The following is a 17,498-nucleotide window of genomic DNA, read 5'->3' on the forward strand; positions in this document are numbered from 1 at the left end:
ATGAAGGAATTCAAAGTGACCTATTTTTTCGACCAAGAACATTATATCCGCCGGTTCATCCACGTCGAGTCACAGGAAAAGGCAGAAAGGCTGATACAAAGTGAGCGGGATCAGTATATTTCGTTTCATGACAGCCGCGGAATCTACCATGAGCTGAGTACACGGGATGTCCGGGTCATCCAGATATCGGAATACCATCGGACGGATAAAGTGTGAAATAGCAGCGCTGTCTTTTGAGGAGACGCTGCTTTTTTTAGGATTTGGAATCGAACGACTGCAAATAAGATTGAACGATTGCAAATTCAGCTGAACGACTGCAAATTCGTACGAACGCCTACAAATTCATTTGAGCGCCCATAAATCGACGATGCATGCATCTCAAAACAGACAAGAGCCCTTTGCCAAGTGGCAAAGGGCTCTTTCCTAAGATTTTATGCGAGTTTCTTCGGTTGTTTCGGAATAACAGCATTATTATTTTTATTTAAAGCTTAAGAACCCATCATCCACTGCGACGGTAGAGCCGTTAACGGCCGCTGCCTCTTCAGAGAACAGGAACTTGACGACGTTGGCCACTTTTTCAGGCTGGATCAGTTTGTTGTGCATATGAAGAGCCGACAGAGCTTTTTTCATTTCCGGATCGTCTCCAAGGATTGGGGTGTCGATAAAGCCTGGTGCCACACCGACGACACGAATGCCATGCTCAGCAAGCTCCAATGCTCCTGACTTCGACATCATGACGACTGCGGCTTTCGCTGCATTATAGTTGAAGCTGCCTTTTGCGGCCATCGATCCATAAATAGACGCTGTATTGACGATTGTTCCGGTTGTGCCGAGTTCAACCATTTTCTTCGCGCCGTAATAGATTCCATAATAGACGCTGTGCTGGTCGACATCGATTACTTTGTGATAAGAGGCGGGCTCCATTTCAAGCAAAGGCTTCACCAGGCCGATGCCTGCGTTATTGAAAAGACCGTTCAAGGTTCCGAATTTCTCGACGGCGAAATCAACCATCGCTTCCACTTGCTCCGCTTTCGACACATCCACTTTAAATGATGCGGCTTTTCCGCCTTCGGATTCGATGTGGGAAACGGTTTCGTTGGCACCGTCTTCATTGAAATCAGCTACAACAATGGCGTAACCTTCTTTTGCTAACTGGTACGAAGCATGCCGGCCAATTCCACTTGCTCCGCCAGTGATGATGAGTACTTTGTTTTCTGCCATGATGAACTCCTCCTAATAGATTCAAATTATTCCTACAACTTCACCGTACACCCTATTTGTCTCCCGTTCAAAGTATTCGCTCGTACAAAAACTGCGGTTTTTGACTGTAAAATACGTTACATCCGAAAAATTTGTACTATAATAGTACATAGTGAATATCATTCAGAATGAGACTTTATAGAGAGTAGGAAGTTCAATGGGACGCAAATGGAATAATATTAAAGAGAAGAAAGCATCAAAAGACGCCAACACCAGCCGAATCTATGCAAAATTTGGACGTGAAATATATGTGGCTGCCAAACAGGGAGAACCGGATCCGGAATCTAACCAGGCTTTGAAAGTGGTTCTGGAACGTGCAAAGACCTATAGCATTCCAAGAGCGATCATTGACCGTGCAGTGGAAAAAGCTAAAGGCGGGTCTGAAGAGAGCTACGATGAATTGCGGTATGAAGGATTCGGGCCGAATGGTTCTATGGTGATCGTAGATACATTGACAAACAACGTCAACCGTACGGCTTCGGATGTCCGCGCGGCTTTCGGAAAAAACGGCGGCAATATGGGCGTCAGCGGATCTGTTGCTTATATGTTCGACCATACTGCGGTATTCGGCATTGAAGGCAAAACTGCTGATGAAGTGCTGGAGTTGATGATGGAAGCGGATATCGATGTCCGTGACATCACAGAAGAAGAGGATGGCGTCATCGTCTACGCCGAACCAGATCAATATCACCTCGTGCAGGAAGCGTTCAAAAATGTCGGCATCACCGAATTTACGGTTGCTGAATTGACGATGCTCGCGCAAAATGAATTGCCGCTGCCGGAAGATGCCCAGGAACAGTTCGAAAAAATGATTGATGCCATCGAAGATCTGGAAGACGTTCAGCAAGTCTATCACAATGTCGATTTAGGCGAATAAAATAGAAATAGAGCAGGAGGCGTGTTGTGTAAATCACAACGTCTCTTTTTTTATCGATAAAAATATTCTGATAATTAGAAATTTGACTTGTAATTCAAAAAAAGAACAATTATACTAACTTTGAAGCAATAGTATAAAAATTTTGACTATTTATTTAAATTTATATGTAAGGGCTTTCATCTTTGGTTTTGAAAAGAAAGGGGGCATTTTATGGAACAACAGGAAGTAAGCTTGTTTGGGAGAAAAGGAGTCAAGGTGTTTAAAGATCGTCCACAAACTGTTGGAGAAATCATTCGTAGCAACAGCAAAACTTATGGCGAAAAGCCTGCCATTGTAACCGAAGATCAATCATTGAGCTATCGACAATTGGAAGAACTGGCGACAGCAATTGCGGCCAATCTTCAAAGCCGGGGAATTGCAAAGGGAGATCGTGTAGCAGTCATTGTTGGAAATCGTGCTGAATTTCCACTGCTGGTTATAGCCTGTGCAAAAATTGGAGCTATCATGGTTCCGATTAACGTTAAATTGGCGGCAGAAGAGCTTCACTATATCCTCGGACATTCCAAACCGAGCATTATCATCAGTGAGCTGGAGTTTTTGGAACAAGTGCAGAAGGCTAATAGGGAAGAGGCTGTGGTACCTGAAGAAAACATCTTTGTCATTGATGGCCAAAATTCATACGAACAACTATTGAAGAGGGATACGCCTTTTCTCGAAGTTCCGGTTACAGAAGAAGACGGTATTTTCATCTTGTATACGTCGGGGACGACAGGGCGTCCCAAAGGCGCTGTGCTGACTCATATCAATGTCATTCACAGCCTCATGAATTATAAATTGGTTTTCAAAACCGATGAAACGTTCAATACGCTGATTGCTGTACCCATGTTCCATGTAACCGGGCTGGTTGGTCAACTTCTGCATATGTTCTATGTCGGAGGCACAGTATATAGCATGCGCCGCTATCAAAATGAGGAATATATCAATCGAATACTGAAGCATAAAATCAACTTTCTTTTTAATGTACCCACCATTTTCATTATGATGTCCACCAGTGAAGAATTTCAAAAACACTCGTTTGACTTTGTGAAGAAAGTGGCTTTTGGAGGTTCACCAATTTATCAGCAGACCTTTACGATGCTGAAAAACGCATTTCCAAATGCACACCTGCACAATGCCTACGGCGCAACAGAAACAACTTCACCTGCAACATTAATGCCCTTAAACTATCCTGATTCTAAAGTGACTTCAGTCGGACTCCCTGTAGAGGTGGCGGATATCAAAATCATCGGTGCAGAAGGAAAAGAATGCGAAACCGGTGAATCAGGAGAACTTTACATTAAGGGTCCGATGATCATCAAGGAATATTGGGATAACCCGATGGCCAACCAAACCAGTTTTACGGATGGCTATTGGCATTCAGGAGATCTTGGCATTCAAGATGAAGATGGCTTTATTTATATTCGGGACCGGAAGAAGGACATGATCAACCGTGCGGGTGAAAAAATATTCTCAATTGAAGTCGAGGATGTATTGAAAGCCCACCCCGATGTAGTGGAAGCTGCTGTCATCGGGGAACCCGACCCGGTTTTCGGGGAAAAAGTGAAAGCGTTCGTGGTGGGTCCGAAATTGGATGCCGATGATTTCACTGGGTTAAAGGAACATTGTAGAAAGTCTCTGGCTAAATTCAAGGTTCCTGAAGAATTTGAACTGATCGATAGCCTGCCAAGAAATGCATCCGGAAAAATTTTAAAAAATACATTAAAAAACATTGGAGGAAAAACAAATGCTTAAAGAATTATCACCGAAAGCCGAAGAGTTACGAGGAAAACTACTGAAGTTCATGGATGATTACGTCTATCCGAATGAAGCGACTGTCGAAAAGTATCTACAGGAAGCGGAAGACCGTTGGACAATTCCTCCGATTATCGAAGAGCTCAAGGAAAAGGCGAAAGAGCAGGGACTGTGGAATTTATTTTTAGACCACCCGGAATATGGAGCTGGCTTGTCGAATTACGATTACTCGCATCTCTGCGAAATCATGGGCCGTTCCTTGATTGCGCCGGAGCTGTTCAATTGCAACGCACCCGATACCGGCAATATGGAGGTCTTCGTCAAATACGGAACAGAAGAACAGAAAAAACAATGGCTGGAGCCTCTGCTGCGTGGGGAAATCCGTTCGTGCTTCTCGATGACGGAACCAGCTGTCGCTTCTTCCGATGCTACCAATATCCAAAGCAGCATCGTCCGTGATGGCGATGAATATGTCATCAATGCGAAAAAATGGTGGACAACCGGAGCGATGGATCCCCGCTGCAAAATTGCGATTGTCATGGGGAAAACAGATCCGAATGCGGCGAAACATCAGCAACAATCAATGATTCTCGTGCCTTTTGATACACCGGGAGTGGAAATCATCCGTCCGCTGACTGTCTTCGGATACGACGATGCACCGCAAGGTCACGCTGAGGTTCATTACACGAATGTGCGCGTACCGGCTTCCAATATGCTATTGGGTGAAGGACGTGGCTTTGAAATTGCACAGGGCCGCCTTGGACCAGGACGCATCCATCATTGCATGCGTGCCATCGGAGCAGCCGAACGGGCACTGGAGCTCCTTTGCAAACGTGCTGACAGCAGAGAAGCATTCGGCTCTACTTTGGCCGAAAAAGATGTGATCAAAGAAATCATTGCCGAAAGCAGAATCGAAATTGAACAGGCGCGTCTCTTGACCTTGCATGCTGCCCATAAAATTGATGAGGAAGGTGCTAAAGCGGCACGTAAAGAAATTGCCATGATCAAGATTGCAGCACCTCGCGTTTCATTGAATGTCATCGATCGCGCTATACAAGTATTCGGTGGAGCCGGTTTAACCGAAGATTTCCCGCTTGCGGCACATTATGCCAATGCCCGGACACTGCGTTTGGTTGACGGTCCAGACCAAGTCCATCTACGTGATGTCGGGCGCCTGGAATTGCGCGAACAATTGAAGGAAAGTTCAAACGTAAAATAAGGGGGTATTGTGATGAAGGCTTGGACAGTGGTCCGAATAGGAGATCCACAGGAAGCTCTTGAGCTTACGGAGCTTATGAATCCTGAACCGAAAAACGGCGAAGTACTTGTGAAAGTGGAGTCAGCCGCCTTGAATTTCTTTGATATCCTTCAGTGTCAGGGAAAATATCAGGAAAAACCTGATCTGCCATTTACACCGGGCGCTGAAATTGCCGGTATTGTTGAAAAGGTGGGAGATGGGGTGGGCATACAGATCGGCCAGCGTGTTCTCGCTACACCTCAGTTGCCCGCTGGCGGCCTTGCCGAATGGGTGGTGGTCAAGGAAGAAGGGGTCTTCCCGATTCCGGATTCGCTTTCCTACAGTGAAGCAGCATCTCTATTCATCACGTACCAGACGGCATATTTCGCGCTGCACCGGACAGCGCGCCTTCAAAAAGGTGAAACCCTGTTGGTACATGCAGGCTCAGGCGGTGTCGGTTCAGCTGCCATCCAGCTTGGAAAAGCAGCAGGAGCTACTGTCATCGCTACAGCCGGCAGCGACGAGAAAACAGCGATCTGCAAAGAGCTTGGTGCCGACCAGGTCATCAATTACCGAACAGAGGATTTCGTCTCCCTAGTTAAAGAAGCGACAGGTGGAAAAGGCGCTAATGTCATCTTCGATCCTGTCGGTGGAGACACCTTTGACCGTTCCAGAAAATGCATCGCTTTTGAAGGCCGTTTGTTGGTTATTGGCTTTGCTGGAGGCAGGATTGCAGATGCACCGACCAATCATGCCTTGATTAAAAACTATTCGGTTGTGGGGGTCCATTTCGGATTATTCCGCAATTTATATCCGGAAGAAGTGATGAAAGCTCATCACGAATTGATGGATTTATACGAAAAGGGAGCTATTCGCCCGATGATCTATGAAGAATATCCATTTGAAAAGGTTCCAGAGGCATTGGATCTATTGGGTGACCGCAAAACCTATGGAAAGTTGGTTGTGAAACCCCAATGAAAAGGGAGGAAAGCGGATGGCTAAATTGGTGGAAATCAATAAACAGGCAGGAATCGGTTATTTGAAATTGAATAGACCGGAGAAGTTGAATGCCTTGTCGCGTGAATTAGTGCAGGAAGTCATGGTTGCCTTGGATGAATTGTCCGGCAACCAGGAAGTCAAGGTCATCGTTTTGTCAGGAGAAGGCAAAGCATTTTCTGCAGGCGGCGATATTTCATCCATGAAGGAGTTGGCGGATGCCCACGAAGTGGCAGAATGGATCGAGTATGTTTCGGGTCTGTCGAAAAAAATAATCAGCCTGGATAAATACGTAATAGCTGCAGTGCATGGTTACGCTGCGGGAGCAGGCTTCAGCATCGCTCTTGCTGCGGATTTCATTGTCGCAGATGAAAATGCCAAATTCGCTTTGAGCTTTTCGAATATCGGCTTGATTCCGGATCTGGGCTTGATCAAAGCATTAACTGAGCGTGTATCCCCGCCGATTGCCAAGGAATGGATTTCTTCAGCCAAGACTCTGTCAGCCGAAGAAGCCTACAGGCATGGCTTGATCAACAAAATTTCCACAGGTTCGGCAGTGGAAGCAGCAGCTGAATTTGCAGGGTTTATTGTAGACGGACCGCCCATCAGCAATAAATACGTCAAATACTTGGTTAATCATGTAGGAGAACTTCATAAAGAAACTGCTTTTATGCAGGAAAATATGATTCAGGCGATGCTGCTGCAGACTAAAGATCATCAAGAAGGCATTTCAGCATTTTTCGAGAAGCGGGTTCCTCAATTTTATGGCAAATAGTATTTTGGTTTTGTAAGCGGATACAAAAACACGATCACTATATTAAATGGATGGAGGGAGAAATTATGAAATCATTTAAGTCTCGTTTTTCAGTAGCAGGTCTAGGATTGGTGCTTTTGTTGTCAGGATGTGGAGGCGGTGAAGAAGCGGGTGGTGGTTCTTCAGAAGGAGAAACGATCACATTGCGTGCAGCCACTGGACTCAGTGCCCAGCACGCCTGGTGGGAAGCATCGATGGTGCCTTGGATGGAACGTGTCGAGGAACTGACGGAAGGACAGGTTCAATTTGAATCCTTCACCGGAGGCGAGTTGGTGGCGGTTCCCGATGAAGCGGAAGCTCTCGAAACCGGTACAGTGGACGTTGCTCTCGTTCTGCCGATTTACCAGCCGGATCAATTTCCGATGGCGGAAGTGACAATGCTGCCGTTGAATCATTCGGATACGATAATCGCTTCCAACGCCTGGAAAAATCTTCTTGAAAGTGAAGAGGAGCTGGCAGATGGACAGACCTATACTGAGATGCAATTTGGTGATTTTAAAGTATTCCCAATCTCTACTACACAGGAATATTCAATTTCAACAACCGGCCATGAATTCAATGCAGTCAGCGATGTAGAAGGTACTTCACTTCGCACGCCTTCACGGATCCATGAAATGTATGCGGCTAAAACGGGCATCAACAGTGTGACAATGCCTGCTGTAGAAATTTATGACTCCTTGAGCAGAGGCACATTCGAAGGAGCGTTTTACAGTATTGCCGACTGGACAGGATACGGATTCCAGGATTTGTTCCGTTATACTTTGACTGGCATCAATTTCGGACATTTCAACGCCTTTATTGGAATGAGCCAGGATAAATGGGAAGAGATGCCCGAAAATGTACAGGAAGCGATGACGCAAGCAAACGAAGAGATCTTCGAGCCTGGCGCTCAGGAGTGGATCAACCGCTCAGAAGAAATCATCCCGGAAAATGAAGCGAATGGCGGGAAATTCGTTGACTTTGCTGATTTGGATCCGGCAGTCCAGGACCATTTCAACCAAGGGATCGAAGAGACATGGACAGATTACGCAACATTGCTAGAGGAAAATGGAATGCCAGGAAATGAATTGGTTAAAATGTGGAGAGATCTTCTAATTGAAGAAGGCGGCGAGGTACCGGAAGCCATCATGGATCTGGAGTAGCCGTTTGGGACAAGGGAATAGCTTATCATCCAGTGAGCCGTTCCCTTTTCTTTCTATAATTTCATGCAAGGAGGTCTTGAGGTGGATAACTTACTGGTCATAGGAATTATTCTGGTAATGATGATTGTCCTGCTGATTGCAGGTCTTTATATACATTCGGTTCTCCTTGCCAGCGGCATAATCGGTTTGATTTTATTGGAGGGTTTCGGGATACTTCCCGGACTGCTTGGAAATGAACCCTTTAACCGGGTCGCAAGCTATACCTTAACAACCATTCCCCTTTTTGTTTTAATGGCGCAATTTATTCTTCAATCAGGCTTGGTTCAGGATATTTTTTATATGGTCCATAAGGTCTCAAAAGGAAAAAACAGTCTACTTGGAGTCTTAACATTGATTATTGGTGGAATGCTGGGGGCAGTTTCCGGTTCGGGAACCGCAACTTCAGCTTCACTTGGCCAAGTGGCAATTCCGGAGCTGCGGAAACATGGCTATAGTGCACCACTCGCTGGAGCGATAGCGGCATCGGGAGGTTCATTATCGGGAATCATCCCACCGAGCATTATTCTGATCCTTTACGGAGTGGCAACTGAGACACCCGTGGGCAGTTTGTTTGTCGGGGCATTTATTCCCGGCATACTGACCATGGCCATTTTTATCCTGGTGATGCTGGTGTATTTCCGATTGGAAAGAAAAAAACGGACACAAGCAGAAGAGCCGGCAATCAAAGAGGCCCCGGTAACAGAAAAATTATCTGCCATCCGTTTACTTATTGTGAGCGTTATCGCTATACTCATCGTTTTGGTGATTTTCGGCGGGATTTATTCAGGCGTCTTTACACCGACTGAAGCAGGAGCAGTGGGAGCATTTGTCGGTTTACTTGCTGCACTGGTTCTAGGTAAGGTCAATTTTCAATTTTTCAAAACCTCAGTTGTTGAAACCATCAAACTGACAGGGATGGTCATGATCATCATGATCGGGGCACAGATATTCGGTCGCTTTGTTTCGCTATCTCTGCTGCCTAGGCGTTTGATTGAATTGATCGAACCGATTATGGATACTCCGGTATTGGTGTTGATCGCCATTTCGGTTGTTTTGTTCATCATGTTCATGTTTATAGAAGGCGCAGCTGTAATCTTGATGTCAATTCCAGTCATTCTTCCCATCATTCAAGAGTTGCAGGTTGATATCCTCTGGTTCGGTGTATTTGTAGCCGTTATCTGTACGATTGGATTGATAACGCCGCCCGTTGGATTGAGTGTGTATGCAGTTGCTGGGGTCAGCGGCATCAGTTCAGGATCAATATTCCGCATTTCGATGGTTTTTGCCGTCGTCGCAATGGTCATTGTCTGTGGTTTGATGATTGCGTTTCCGGGACTTGCCACATGGCTGCCGAATTCCATGTGAGCGACTGAAGGGAGTGGGCTTGAGTGAAAGGTGTATGGAAGGCCTATAAAATTTTTCATTATATAAAACTGGCAGGAATATGGATCAGTGGAATCAGTGTACTGGTAATGATGCTGCTGATTGTGTACGACGTTGCTATGCGGACCTTCTTTTCCAGTTCGATACGCGGCGGCTTTGAAATTATTCAAAATTACATGATGCCTCTTGTCGTGTTTCCAGGTCTCGCCTATGTATATGCATCGGGTGTATTGCCGAAAATGGATTTAATCCTTGAAAAATTGAATAACTCTGCAAAAAGGATTTTGATTTTTCTTATGGTGCTGCTTGAACTATTCGTACTTGTGCTGATTGTCCAATTCAGTTGGGAATATGCTATGAGCGGCTTCGAACGCAAGACCGCCTTTCCTGCTGCCGGCACCTTGTATCCGCTGTATCCATTGTTCTTCCTAATTCCTATTGCGTTTGCCATGATTGTGATTGAAAATATTTTTATTTTGATCCGAAATATTTTGGAAAACAAGCCGTCCATGGTGATGAAGGAAACAGAGGCAAAGCCTGAAGAGTTGCTTTGAAACTGAATAAATGAATGAGGTGGTGGCATGAGTCTTCGGGAACGAAAAGCAGCCAAGAAAAAAGAAGATATTCTTCGTTCCGCGAGCCTGGTGATTTCACGGAACGGCTATCAGAATGCAACGATGGAAGACATTGCAGCAGAATTACTGATGACCAAAGGAGCTCTTTATTATTATTTTAAAAGTAAAGAAGAGTTGTTGTACAGTTGCCATGATCTGATTTTATCGGCGGCTATGGAAAAGGTGGAAGCCATCTGTGCAGAAGAATTATCTTCTATGAAAAAGATGGAAAAGGCGATTAAAACGCATTTGGACATTGCGATAAAGGAGAAGGAAGTTTTTAATCTGATTGTGAAGCCGGAACAGCTTTTTTCAGAAGAAAATATAGAAACAATCCTTCAAAAACGTGATCAATACGCTGGAATTTTTGACAGAATTATTGCCGAAGGGGTGGAACGGGGAGAATTCAACGTTTCGGATAAAAAAATGGCACGTATGATCATTCTTGGCGCCACCAACTGGGTACAGGTTTGGTATTCGCCTGAAGGCAAGTTCAGCAAAGAAAAGATAGAGAACATATACGCAGAGTATTTTTTGAAGATGCTGGCATAAATTAGAATCCACGAACATTACTCGGACTAAGTTTCTTTATATCCATTGAGTGATATCAACTTATTAAAGTGGAATTAATTCAAAGGAATTGATTGCGATGAGGAAAATTCATGTCATTACGCAAAAAGAAGCGGTGGCAGAAGAAAAGTTGAAAGGCTGTACAGCAGTGGTCATCGATGTCTTCCTCGCGACTTCGACGATTGCTTTTCTACTCGAAAATAATTTCGAGCCCATTTATGCAGTGAGGGACAGCGATCAGGCAGTTGAGTTATCCAAAAAACACAGTGAACCTCATATTCTATTAGGGGAGACAAAAGGGGAGTCCATTCAAGGATTTCAATATCCTGATCCTTGCCTAATCAAATTAAATGATGACAAGCAGGCAGCAATCATCTGTTCCACAAACGGCACCATTGCCATTGAAAAAGCGAGCAAAGCCAATGTGCTCTTCATTTCTTCATTGGTTAACGGCCACTTGATTGCAGAACGGATCCATCTGCAGGAAGATGCTTCCTCCATTGTTCTGGTCTGCTCAGGAAATGATGACCGTTTTTCAATGGAAGATTTTATTGGAGCCGGACAGATAGTTGAACATCTATCGAGAAAAGCGAGCTATGAATTATCCGATTCCTCTAAGCTGGCAAGAGAGGCTTATCTTCATGCACATGCAACATCATTCAAAGATTTGCATGAATGCGAAACCGCCGATTTATTGAAGCGGTTCGATTTTACAGACTCGGTGGAATTTGTTCTTCGGCACCATGAAATGGTGGATGTTGTGCCGCTTGTTAGAAATGGGGAAATTGTCAATGATCATCAGAAAATAACTCTTAAAAGAAGTTGAAGGAGGAAGGCCATTGCAGAAAGAACAGTGGACAGTGATTAAACTTGAGCGCCAGGAAATGATTGCAGTATTGACCTTGAACAATCCACCTTTGAATGTACTGACAGATGAGTTGCTGAACCAATTGAATGAAGCTGTAGAAGAAATTGAAAAAGATCAGGGGATTCGGGCAATTGTGCTGCGGGCAGCCGGGGAGAAAGCATTTGCTGCAGGTGCAGACATCCGCCAATTTCCAAGCCTGACAAAAGAAAGCGGCACAGCTCTGGTGGAAAAAGGAAAGGAAATTTTTGATAAGTTAGCTGCAGGAAAACCGGTTGTTTGTGCAGTTCAAGGGTTGGCTCTGGGAGCGGGGTTGGAATTGGTGCTTGCCTGTGATATTCGAATTGCTGAAGAAAATACTAAAGTTGGGCTTCCTGAAACAGGCTTGGGTATATTGCCGGGCTATGGTGGGACACAGCGCTTAGCGCGTTTGGTCGGTCCAGGAAAGGCCAAAGAGCTGGTTTTATCAGGTGAATTTTTATCCGGTAAGGAAGCACATGAAGCGGGCTTGGTGGAAAGGCTGGTGCCTTCGGGACAGGCATTCGAAAATGCTGTAAAGCTTGCTCAGGCAATAGCTTCGAAAGCACCGCTGGCAGTAGCGAATGCCAAGAAAGCGATTGATGAAGGACTGGAGCTGAGTTTAGCTGCGGGCCAGAATTTGGAGACACAACTGTTTGCAGAATTAGCCGAAACACAGGACATGCAGGAAGGTGTTAAAGCTTTTACTGAAAAGCGGTCTGCTGATTTTAAAGGGAACTAAAGTCTGAAGGGGGATGGAGCGATGAAAAGCATTGCGATAGTTGGTGCGGGAATCATGGGAAACGGCATTGCCCAGGTAGCCGCTGAAGGAGAATACGAAGTTTTCTTGTATGATGTCAATGCCGAAGGACTAGCGAAAGGAGTATCCAGAATTGAAAAGACATTAGCCAGGAATGTCGAAAAGAAGAAAATTGATCAAAACCAAAGCGATGGCATTCGCGGGCGAATTACACCGACGGGAAATATCGAAGACTTGAAAGATGTCGATCTGGTGATCGAAGCGATTATCGAACAAATTGAACCCAAAAAAAGTTTGCTGACAGAACTTGATGGAATCTGTAAGCCTTCCACAATCTTTGCTTCCAATACATCCGGGTTGAGCATTACAGAAATGGCCAGCTCTGTAAAACGCAGCGAAAAAGTGATTGGCATGCATTTCTTTAATCCGGTGCCAGTCATGCAATTGGTTGAAATCATCAGAGGCGAACAGACGAGTGATGAAACATTTGAAATCGCCCATCAAGTGGCCGAGCGTTTCAACAAAACAGCTATTTCGGTTAAAGAAGCCCCATTATTTGCAGTCAATCGAATTTTAACACCGATGATCAATGAAGCGATTTTTGTCTTATCGGAAGGCATCGCATCGGCGGAAGATATCGATAAGGGGATGATGCTCGGGGCCAGCCACCCGATCGGTCCGCTGGCATTGACCGATTTGATCGGTTTGGACACGATGTTGTTTGTAGCAGAAACCCTCTATAACGAAACCAATGATTCTAAATATCGTCCAGCCCCTCTCTTGAAGAAGTATGTGCGGGCAGGCCGTCTGGGACGCAAATCCGGACAGGGATTCTTTACTTATGACTAATGATCAGGGAGTGGATAGGATGAGTGCCGCAGATAAAACGATTGAGCCGATTGACTGGACCAAAATCGAAAAACATCTTCGCAAGTCGATATCGGGGTTGCCGGAAGGCGAAATGGAAGTTCAGCAATTTTCCGAGGGCTACTCGAATTTGACTTATTTGATACGGATTGGCAATTGGGAAGGTGTTCTGAGACGTCCTCCTTTTGGCGAAGTGCCGCCGCGTGCACATGATATGGAAAGGGAATATCGGATGCTTGAAAAAGTGAATCCAGTTTTTCCATTGGCTCCAAAGCCATATATATACTGTGAAGATCCTGAAATCATGGACAAGCATTTTTATGTTATGGAGAAAAAACAAGGCGTCGTGATCGATGACCAGCTTCCTGAGTCTTATGGCAGCTCTGAGCAGGTAGGGACGGCGATTTCAAAAAATGTCATCAATACATTGGTTCAGCTTCAGTCCATCGATTACAAAGAAGCAGGAATGGAAGAGATGGGCAAGCCGGAAGGGTTCATGGAGCGCCAAGTGAAGGGCTGGATCAAACGCTACAGTCAGTCAAAAACTGAGGAAATTGAAAATTTAGATGAGCTGGAAAGTTGGCTGTCAGCAAATATTCCAGTCAACGCGGAAACAACCATCGTCCACAATGATTTTAAGCTCAATAATATGGTGCTCGACCAAGAGAATCCAGGCAAAGCCGTCGGTATATTGGATTGGGAATTGTCTACTATCGGTGATCCTTTAAGTGATTTGGGCTCAACTGTCGCTTACTGGGGCGAACCGGATGATCCGGATATGGGCATCAATATCGTTACAAGCCAACCAGGATTCTTCAGCAGAAAAGAATTTATTGAGGAGTATGCAAAACAAAGCGGACGTGACGTTTCGAATGTCGACTACTATGTGACATTCGGCTTTTATAAACTCGCCGTTATTTTGCAGCAAATCCATTATCGCTGGAAAACCGGAGAAATCGATGATGACCGCTTCAGCGACTTGAATCAGGCTGTATCTAATTTAATGGACATGGCCAATCTAACCAGAAGCGGACAATTGATTTAACAATAACTTTCGTAAAGCGGGTGGATTTATGAGCGGACAAGCGATGGTTTTCGACTATGCCCCTTTTCTGATTGAAGCAGGCAAAATAAAGGAATTTGCGAAGGCGCTGCAGCTGGAAAATCCCATATACAGAGATGAAGAAACGGCTAAATCAGCTGGGTACCGAGGAATACCGGTACCTCCGACATTCATGACAGTCATTGATTTCTGGAATGACCACAACTTTTATCAGCTTTTCGCGGATTTTCTGAAGTTGAATCCGAATCACGTACTCCATGGTGAGCAGGCGTACGACTACTATAAAGTTATGGTGGCTGGTGATACCATTTCAGCACAAGTAAGGGTCAAAGAGCAGTTCCATAAAAAAGGGAAGAATTTCTTTCTTTTGGAGACAATCTACAGAAACCAAGGGAATGAAATCACGGCTGTGGGACGGGCCACCATCATAGAAATAGCGGAGGTGGACTGATGACTGAGCTGCGGACCATCATCAAAAAGCCTATTTTTCCAATCGATCTCGTGAAATATTCGGGTGCATCCGGTGATTTCAACGAAATCCATACTGTTCCGGCGATTGCTGAAGAAAAAGGGTTTGCTGATGTCATTGTCCGTGGCATGTTCGTGATGGGCTGGGCAGCGGCGGCTATAGAAGAATGGTTTCCAGAACGGCAGTTGGCGTCTTTTAATGTCCGTTTTCAAGCTGTCACCCATCCGGGAACCGTTCTCGTCATCACTGGAACGATGGTGGCTGAAAATAGTGGGGAAATCTTGATAAAAGATCAGCAGGATTCAACGAAACTGATGGGTTCTTTTATTGTAAAAAACAGCTCTTCCTAATACAAAAAGACGGAATATTCTTTCTATATAAAAGGAGAATAGATGCAATGCAAAACTACATGTACCCAACATTTGATCTGACTGGAAAAAAAGCGGTGGTAACCGGAGGGAGCAAGGGAATTGGGCTGGCGATTGCCGCAGGTTTAGCACATGCAGGAGCGGAAGTGCTGATCACCGGTAGAAATGAATCCGCCCTTATAGATGCTGTGGATGAAATGAAGAAACGAGGGTACCGGGTTTCCTGGAAAACTTCTGATGTGACAGTGAAGAAAGAAGTGGAGAAACTATTTGATTACATCGATCAAGAGTTTCAGCAAATCGATATCCTGATCAACAATGCAGGCATGAATATCCGGAAATCCCTCGTTGAAGTGGAGGAAGAAGATTGGGACCGAGTGATTGGTACCAATTTAAAAGGGATTTTCCTAGTGGGGCAGCAGGCGGCAAAGCGGATGATTGTCCAAAAAGGCGGACGCATCATCAATATCTCATCGATTCTCGGTAAAATCGGCAATCCGCTTCAGACCAGCTACGCGGCCAGTAAAGGGGGAATCGATCAGCTGACAAAAGTATGGGCATCTGAACTTGCAGAGCATGGGATAACCGTCAATGCCTTAGCTCCTGCTTACATAATCACTCCCATGACTGAACCTTTTTTACAGGATGAAGAAAGGCTGGAGAAAATCATCAGCCGGACCATGATGAAAAGGATGGGGCGAGCGGATGAAATGATTGGACCAGCTTTGTTTTTTGCGTCAGATGCCTCTACTTATGTGACTGGGCAAATTCTATATATCGACGGAGGATGGACAGCAAATTGAGAAGATGTGACGGAAGTAAGGAGGAGACAAATGGAATACGCAACTGTTTCAGAGCTGCTGGCAGCAAGGTGCAAAGAAGCTCCTGATAAGGAGTTTCTAGTGATCGAAGATAAAAACGGTTCGGTGGAGAGGTTGAGCTATCTTGAATTCCAGGAACAGGTCCGAAAGCTGGCACAGGTGTTAAGCGAAAACGGAATCAGGAAAGGGGATAAGATTCTGCTGCATCTGCCGAACGGCAGTGCTTTTATGAAATCCTGGTTTGCCATTCTGTCCATCGGTGCTGTGATGGTGCCGACAAATATCCTGTCGCCTGAAGAAGAAATGAAATACCTGGTGAGCCATTCGGAAAGCAAGCTGATCATCACTGAAAAAGAGTACGAGCAGAAATTTTCGAGCTTTGGGCTACTTTTGCTGTTTTCTCGTCTCGGAGAAGATCACAAAGGAACATGGCTGGAGGCTGAAATTGAAAAAGCGGAACCAGTCGTGAAGTTGCCGAAACTTTCGCCCCAGGACGAAGCCGCGATTTTGTATACATCAGGAACAACTTCAAAACCGAAAGGCGTAGTGCTGACGCAGCAGAATTATCTGCATACCGGAAAGCAGATGGCGGAAACGCTTGATTATAGCTCAAATGACCGAGTCCTAATCGTGTTGCCGATGTTCCATGGCAATGGCCAATACTATATGGCAATGCCTGCGCTTTATGCTGGAGCGAGTATCGCCATTACTGAAAGCTTCAGTGCAACCAATTATGTCAAACAGTCCAAACGGCTGAAAGCCACAGTGGGTTCACTTTTTTCAGCTCCCATTAAAATGATTCTAAAAAAAGACTATGATCCTGAAGATGCGGAGAATCCATTAAGACTCGTCATCTATGCACAAGCGTTGACAGACCAGCAATATGATGAATTTCGCACCAGGTATCGAGTTGAACTCCGCCAATTATATGGAATGACCGAAACCATTGCCATCCCTTTGATGAATCCTGTGGAAGACTTGCAGGACCATATCAGCATCGGTGGAGAAGCCTGCGGATATTCTGTCGTATTAAGAGATGGAGAAGGGCATGAAGTCAATACTGGCGAAGAAGGCGAAATTACGGTTTACGGTGAACCGGGTATGACAATCATGAAAGAGTATTTTAAAAATCCGGCTGCTACTGCGGAAACGATTCAGGACAACTGGTTGTATACCGGAGATATGGCGAAAGTGGATCCGAAGACCGGGCTTTTCTATTTTGTCGACCGAAAGAAAGACATGATGAAACGATCTGGGGAAAATATAGCAGCTGGAGAAGTTGAAGCGGTCATCAATGAACATGATGCCGTTTTCGAAAGTGCGGTCATCTCTGTACCAGATCCGGTATATGAAGAATCTATACATGCTTTTGTCATTTTAAAGGAGAGTCGGAAGTTGACTTCAGAAGAGCTTTTGGAATGGTGTCGCGCACGTCTGGCTAAATTCAAGGTGCCACAGGAAATTCACTTTACAGAAGAGTTTCCACGTACTTCAGTCGGAAAGATACAGAAACAGCAAATGAAAAAATGGATTTAAGGGGGAGC

At 45.1% G+C, this 17,498-nt stretch carries 19 protein-coding genes; 18 read left to right on the forward strand and 1 reads right to left on the reverse strand.

From position 1 onward, the window contains the following. Window positions 1-216: a hypothetical protein gene (locus tag Q0785_RS00660; RefSeq protein WP_298823790.1), complete on the forward strand. Its 216-nt coding sequence runs from the start codon at window positions 1-3 to the stop codon at window positions 214-216. A 261-nt stretch (window positions 217-477) separates the two neighbouring features. Here Q0785_RS00660 and Q0785_RS00665 read toward each other — a convergent pair whose 3' ends face one another. Continuing rightward, the gene (locus Q0785_RS00665; RefSeq protein WP_298823792.1) at window positions 478-1,221 is read right to left on the reverse strand and encodes an SDR family NAD(P)-dependent oxidoreductase; all 744 of its coding nucleotides are present in this window, start codon (window positions 1,219-1,221) and stop codon (window positions 478-480) included. Between the two features lie 196 nt (window positions 1,222-1,417). On the opposite strand from Q0785_RS00665, the gene Q0785_RS00670 reads away from it, so the two are divergent. From Q0785_RS00670 to Q0785_RS00750, 17 genes are all read left to right on the forward strand, one after another. Beyond that, on the forward strand, window positions 1,418-2,137 hold the full coding sequence (locus tag Q0785_RS00670) for a YebC/PmpR family DNA-binding transcriptional regulator (RefSeq protein WP_223639411.1): 720 nt from the start codon (window positions 1,418-1,420) through the stop codon (window positions 2,135-2,137). Window positions 2,138-2,347: 210 nt separating this feature from the next. Continuing rightward, on the forward strand, window positions 2,348-3,928 hold the full coding sequence (locus tag Q0785_RS00675; protein ID WP_298823802.1) for a class I adenylate-forming enzyme family protein: 1,581 nt from the start codon (window positions 2,348-2,350) through the stop codon (window positions 3,926-3,928). Next, entirely contained in the window at window positions 3,921-5,147 is a 1,227-nt protein-coding gene (locus Q0785_RS00680; protein WP_298823804.1) for an acyl-CoA dehydrogenase family protein, read from the forward strand. The genes Q0785_RS00675 and Q0785_RS00680 overlap by 8 nt, the downstream gene beginning before the upstream one ends. 12 nt (window positions 5,148-5,159) lie before the next feature. After that, complete coding sequence (locus Q0785_RS00685; RefSeq protein WP_298823806.1) at window positions 5,160-6,143, forward strand: NADPH:quinone oxidoreductase family protein; 984 nt, start codon at window positions 5,160-5,162, stop codon at window positions 6,141-6,143. Window positions 6,144-6,159: 16 nt separating this feature from the next. After that, on the forward strand, window positions 6,160-6,936 hold the full coding sequence (locus Q0785_RS00690) for an enoyl-CoA hydratase/isomerase family protein (RefSeq protein WP_298823808.1): 777 nt from the start codon (window positions 6,160-6,162) through the stop codon (window positions 6,934-6,936). Window positions 6,937-7,001: 65 nt separating this feature from the next. Further along, window positions 7,002-8,117 (forward strand): TRAP transporter substrate-binding protein DctP, encoded by a 1,116-nt coding sequence (dctP, locus tag Q0785_RS00695; RefSeq protein ID WP_298823810.1) that lies wholly within the window; start codon window positions 7,002-7,004, stop codon window positions 8,115-8,117. Window positions 8,118-8,198: 81 nt separating this feature from the next. Next, the gene (locus Q0785_RS00700) at window positions 8,199-9,521 is read left to right on the forward strand and encodes a TRAP transporter large permease (RefSeq protein ID WP_298823812.1); all 1,323 of its coding nucleotides are present in this window, start codon (window positions 8,199-8,201) and stop codon (window positions 9,519-9,521) included. A gap of 23 nt (window positions 9,522-9,544) precedes the next feature. Continuing rightward, complete coding sequence (locus tag Q0785_RS00705) at window positions 9,545-10,093, forward strand: TRAP transporter small permease subunit (RefSeq protein ID WP_298823814.1); 549 nt, start codon at window positions 9,545-9,547, stop codon at window positions 10,091-10,093. A gap of 27 nt (window positions 10,094-10,120) precedes the next feature. Further along, on the forward strand, window positions 10,121-10,705 hold the full coding sequence (locus Q0785_RS00710; protein ID WP_298823816.1) for a TetR/AcrR family transcriptional regulator: 585 nt from the start codon (window positions 10,121-10,123) through the stop codon (window positions 10,703-10,705). A gap of 97 nt (window positions 10,706-10,802) precedes the next feature. Continuing rightward, entirely contained in the window at window positions 10,803-11,549 is a 747-nt protein-coding gene (locus tag Q0785_RS00715) for a 2-phosphosulfolactate phosphatase (protein WP_298823818.1), read from the forward strand. 13 nt (window positions 11,550-11,562) lie between these two features. Further along, window positions 11,563-12,348, forward strand: a complete 786-nt coding sequence (locus Q0785_RS00720) for an enoyl-CoA hydratase-related protein (protein ID WP_298823819.1) — start codon at window positions 11,563-11,565, stop codon at window positions 12,346-12,348. Window positions 12,349-12,369: 21 nt separating this feature from the next. Continuing rightward, window positions 12,370-13,215 carry a 3-hydroxyacyl-CoA dehydrogenase NAD-binding domain-containing protein gene (locus Q0785_RS00725; protein WP_298823821.1) on the forward strand — a complete coding sequence of 282 codons (846 nt, stop codon included), beginning with the start codon at window positions 12,370-12,372 and terminating at the stop codon, window positions 13,213-13,215. After that, complete coding sequence (locus tag Q0785_RS00730) at window positions 13,208-14,278, forward strand: phosphotransferase family protein (protein WP_298823823.1); 1,071 nt, start codon at window positions 13,208-13,210, stop codon at window positions 14,276-14,278. The genes Q0785_RS00725 and Q0785_RS00730 overlap by 8 nt, the downstream gene beginning before the upstream one ends. Before the next feature lie 28 nt (window positions 14,279-14,306). Further along, window positions 14,307-14,747, forward strand: coding sequence for a MaoC family dehydratase N-terminal domain-containing protein (locus Q0785_RS00735; RefSeq protein WP_298823824.1), 441 nt, complete (start codon window positions 14,307-14,309; stop codon window positions 14,745-14,747). Continuing rightward, complete coding sequence (locus Q0785_RS00740; RefSeq protein WP_298823826.1) at window positions 14,747-15,115, forward strand: MaoC/PaaZ C-terminal domain-containing protein; 369 nt, start codon at window positions 14,747-14,749, stop codon at window positions 15,113-15,115. Before Q0785_RS00735 ends, Q0785_RS00740 begins: the two co-directional genes overlap by 1 nt. Before the next feature lie 47 nt (window positions 15,116-15,162). Beyond that, a complete protein-coding gene (locus Q0785_RS00745; protein WP_298823829.1) occupies window positions 15,163-15,936 on the forward strand; it encodes a glucose 1-dehydrogenase in 774 nt (257 codons plus the stop codon). Between the two features lie 30 nt (window positions 15,937-15,966). Then, window positions 15,967-17,490 carry an AMP-binding protein gene (locus Q0785_RS00750; RefSeq protein WP_298823831.1) on the forward strand — a complete coding sequence of 508 codons (1,524 nt, stop codon included), beginning with the start codon at window positions 15,967-15,969 and terminating at the stop codon, window positions 17,488-17,490. Window positions 17,491-17,498: the final 8 nt, after the last annotated feature.

Source organism: uncultured Planococcus sp. (genome assembly GCF_947501725.1).
GTDB lineage: Bacteria > Bacillota > Bacilli > Bacillales_A > Planococcaceae > Planococcus > Planococcus donghaensis_C.

Bases quoted from the DNA above. Each gene is read 5' to 3' on its own strand.
- Q0785_RS00660 (WP_298823790.1), top strand. From the start codon at position 1: ATGAAGGAATTCAAAGTGACCTATTTTTTCGACCAAGAACATTATATC.
- Q0785_RS00665 (WP_298823792.1), bottom strand. From the start codon at position 1,221: ATGGCAGAAAACAAAGTACTCATCATCACTGGCGGAGCAAGTGGAATT.
- Q0785_RS00670 (WP_223639411.1), top strand. From the start codon at position 1,418: ATGGGACGCAAATGGAATAATATTAAAGAGAAGAAAGCATCAAAAGAC.
- Q0785_RS00675 (WP_298823802.1), top strand. From the start codon at position 2,348: ATGGAACAACAGGAAGTAAGCTTGTTTGGGAGAAAAGGAGTCAAGGTG.
- Q0785_RS00680 (WP_298823804.1), top strand. From the start codon at position 3,921: ATGCTTAAAGAATTATCACCGAAAGCCGAAGAGTTACGAGGAAAACTA.
- Q0785_RS00685 (WP_298823806.1), top strand. From the start codon at position 5,160: ATGAAGGCTTGGACAGTGGTCCGAATAGGAGATCCACAGGAAGCTCTT.
- Q0785_RS00690 (WP_298823808.1), top strand. From the start codon at position 6,160: ATGGCTAAATTGGTGGAAATCAATAAACAGGCAGGAATCGGTTATTTG.
- dctP (WP_298823810.1), top strand. From the start codon at position 7,002: ATGAAATCATTTAAGTCTCGTTTTTCAGTAGCAGGTCTAGGATTGGTG.
- Q0785_RS00710 (WP_298823816.1), top strand. From the start codon at position 10,121: ATGAGTCTTCGGGAACGAAAAGCAGCCAAGAAAAAAGAAGATATTCTT.
- Q0785_RS00715 (WP_298823818.1), top strand. From the start codon at position 10,803: ATGAGGAAAATTCATGTCATTACGCAAAAAGAAGCGGTGGCAGAAGAA.
- Q0785_RS00725 (WP_298823821.1), top strand. From the start codon at position 12,370: ATGAAAAGCATTGCGATAGTTGGTGCGGGAATCATGGGAAACGGCATT.
- Q0785_RS00730 (WP_298823823.1), top strand. From the start codon at position 13,208: ATGACTAATGATCAGGGAGTGGATAGGATGAGTGCCGCAGATAAAACG.
- Q0785_RS00735 (WP_298823824.1), top strand. From the start codon at position 14,307: ATGAGCGGACAAGCGATGGTTTTCGACTATGCCCCTTTTCTGATTGAA.
- Q0785_RS00740 (WP_298823826.1), top strand. From the start codon at position 14,747: ATGACTGAGCTGCGGACCATCATCAAAAAGCCTATTTTTCCAATCGAT.
- Q0785_RS00745 (WP_298823829.1), top strand. From the start codon at position 15,163: ATGCAAAACTACATGTACCCAACATTTGATCTGACTGGAAAAAAAGCG.
- Q0785_RS00750 (WP_298823831.1), top strand. From the start codon at position 15,967: ATGGAATACGCAACTGTTTCAGAGCTGCTGGCAGCAAGGTGCAAAGAA.